This is a genomic window from Pseudomonas sp. BAY1663, from assembly GCF_000582595.1.
Lineage (GTDB): Bacteria > Pseudomonadota > Gammaproteobacteria > Pseudomonadales > Pseudomonadaceae > Stutzerimonas > Stutzerimonas stutzeri_AF.
In genome coordinates this window covers 1-2,444 of the sequence record NZ_AZSV01000172.1, presented here as the reverse complement: position 1 = coordinate 2,444, position 2,444 = coordinate 1, and the positions used below count along the sequence as shown (strand labels likewise).

At 60.4% G+C, this 2,444-nt stretch carries 4 protein-coding genes and 1 pseudogene; 2 read left to right on the top strand and 3 right to left on the bottom strand.

Annotated elements, in window-relative coordinates; translation table 11 throughout:
• A partial coding sequence (locus BAY1663_RS22465) for a helix-turn-helix transcriptional regulator (protein WP_037045272.1) occupies positions 1-312 on the bottom strand: 312 nt, incomplete at its 3' end.
• A gap of 97 nt (positions 313-409) precedes the next feature.
• On the opposite strand from BAY1663_RS22465, the gene BAY1663_RS22460 reads away from it, so the two are divergent.
• Positions 410-769, top strand: a complete 360-nt coding sequence (locus BAY1663_RS22460; protein ID WP_037045271.1) for an antibiotic biosynthesis monooxygenase — start codon at positions 410-412, stop codon at positions 767-769.
• Positions 770-942: 173 nt separating this feature from the next.
• A pseudogene (locus BAY1663_RS22455) lies at positions 943-1,299 on the top strand (2-hydroxyacid dehydrogenase); the annotation flags it as partial.
• 1 nt (position 1,300) lies between these two features.
• Here the strand turns inward: BAY1663_RS22455 and BAY1663_RS24335 are convergent.
• A complete protein-coding gene (locus BAY1663_RS24335; RefSeq protein WP_128576463.1) occupies positions 1,301-2,002 on the bottom strand; it encodes a transposase in 702 nt (233 codons plus the stop codon).
• 108 nt (positions 2,003-2,110) lie between these two features.
• Complete coding sequence (locus BAY1663_RS24330; RefSeq protein WP_128576461.1) at positions 2,111-2,368, bottom strand: hypothetical protein; 258 nt, start codon at positions 2,366-2,368, stop codon at positions 2,111-2,113.
• Positions 2,369-2,444: the final 76 nt, after the last annotated feature.

The following is a 2,444-nucleotide window of genomic DNA, read 5'->3' as shown; positions in this document are numbered from 1 at the left end:
CGCGACGGGAAGCGGCCGCGGCTTGCGCGGCTGCGCAGCCAGCGCCGCGCTGGCCAGGGCTTCCACCACCTGGCCCACCTCGGGCCCGGCGAGCCTGTAGTAACGGTTGCGCCCGTAGCTTTCCAGCACCAGCAGGCCGCCTTCGGTGAGCTTGGCCAGATGGGCGCTGGTGGAGGACGGCGACAGGCCGGCCAGCAGCGCCAGTTCACCGGCCGGCCGCGCACTGCCGTCCATCAACGCCCAGATCATCGTCGCCCGCCCCGGATCGGCGAGCAGCCCGGCGATCTGGCTGATGCCCGGTGTGTAATCCATGATTCACCTCACGACGAAACATCCCATGCACAAGACAAGGATACTGGCCCCGAAACCCGCAACGCGCCAGCCGGCGCCGACGAACAGGAGCCACGCCATGATCGCCGTGATATTCGAAGCCCAGGCCCACCCCGACCGCCGCCAGGACTACCTCGACCTCGCCGCCGAACTACGCTCGCTGCTGACGGAGCGCGACGGCCTGATCTCCATCGAGCGCTTCGAGAGCCTGAGCACACCGGGCAAGACCCTCTCGCTGTCGTTCTGGCGCGACGAGGCGGCCATCGCCGCCTGGCGCCGCCAGGAAGCGCACCGGCATGCCCAGGCCGCCGGGCGCGGAACGATCTTCGCCGACTACCGGCTGCGCGTGGCCGCGGTGCAGCGTGACTACGGCATGCACGACCGCGAGCAGGCGCCGGTCGATAGTCAACGGCATCATGGGACAGTCCGGGCATCGTAGGGCGGATACGACCCGCCCTGCGCCTGCAATCGCCGCGGGACGCACCTTACGGGCTCCGGTGTGCACCCGCTGTTTTGTGGGAGGCCCGACCTCGGGGCGATGCTCTTGAGCTTTTCTGCTTAAGTGACAGCATGGCTCCAGTCCAGGCCAAACCATTCCCACAGAGGCTCCGCATGCGCATCACCCTGTTCAGCAGCAAAACCTACGACCGCGACAGCTTTCTCGCCGCCAACCGGCCGCATGGCTTCGAGTTGCATTTCCTCGAAGCCCGCCTCGATCCGGACACCGCCACATTGGCGGCGGGGGCGGAGGTGGTCTGCCCGTTCGTGAACGACGTGCTGTCGGCACCGGTGCTGGAGAAGCTCGCGGCCGGCGGCACGCGGTTGATCGCGCTGCGTTCGGCCGGCTACAACCATGTCGACCTGGCCTGCGCCCAGCGCCTCGGCCTGCCGGTGGTACGGGTGCCGGCCTACTCGCCGCACGCGGTGGCCGAACACACCGTGGCGCTGATCCTCGGAAAAGGGGACAGATTTATTTTTCGGACTTCCTCCTAGGCCTGCCCTGACCTCGCAACTCTACCCGTTGCCCTTGAATTCTTTCTATTTCATCCACGAAGCGAGCGCTTCCGGTTAACTGCCCTCTCTGCAAGGCGGCACGGATTAGATTCATTTCACTTGATGATACGGCTTGGCGCATGAATTCTACGTAATGGATGCGACGACTTTCAGGTGTATCGCCAAGTGCGACGAAACAAGGGTCAGTGTCCAGCCAGTCACTATCGGTTCGATCTGTGACACGCATCCGATAACTCGACCAAGGGTAATCACCCGCCTCGGCGACCATACGGGCTCGAACCGGGTTCAACTCGATATAGCGGCAGCACGCAAGCAGGTACGCATCCGACTCGACCACACTTGATTTGTAGCGACTTTCCCACAAAGTCCCGGAGCGTCCTTCCAGACGGTTCCTGTAACGCGTCGCCCGTGCTGCCAATGCTTTCATCAGTTGCCCCAGCCCGCCCACCGACTCACCGGGCGCCAGCAGGAGATGTACATGATTCGTCATCAGGCAATAGGCGTAGACCTTGACCCCGAAGACATCTTTCAGCTCACGCAGATCAGAAATGTAACGCTGATAATCCTGCTCAGCGGCAAACACCACCTGCCGGTTGTGCCCTCGCTGCACCACATGATGTGGGGAGTTCAGCAACACGATGCGCCCCATCCTTGGCATAACAACCTCCTTCCGTTGAGGCTTTCAGCTTAGTCGACCAGAAGAAAAATAAATCTGTCCCCTTTTCTAAAGATCTTGCTCGCAAGGCGCTAGATATCTTCTCAGGCCTTATGGTTTTGGAATTCGGGCCCCTAGCCACATTAGGACAGCAAGCAATCCACCGATTTTAATCCCAATATCTATGGCTCTAGACAATTGTCCTCCCCAGTCAAAGGCGAACCCCTCACCCAGAGCCCATAAATAAACATTGACCCCTAGTGCTGCAAAAAAAACCATTCCAGCAAAACTTGAAACAAGCAACAATAGCAGCCGAACCAGAAGCAAAAGCCAGTTTTTAAATTCATTTCCCTTGCGCATTAGCTTCATGCTCTACGACCTTTCCAAGTACGCTGCCAGCTACAGCCCCAACAACATCCGCAACAGCTTTAGATGTTTTATCTTC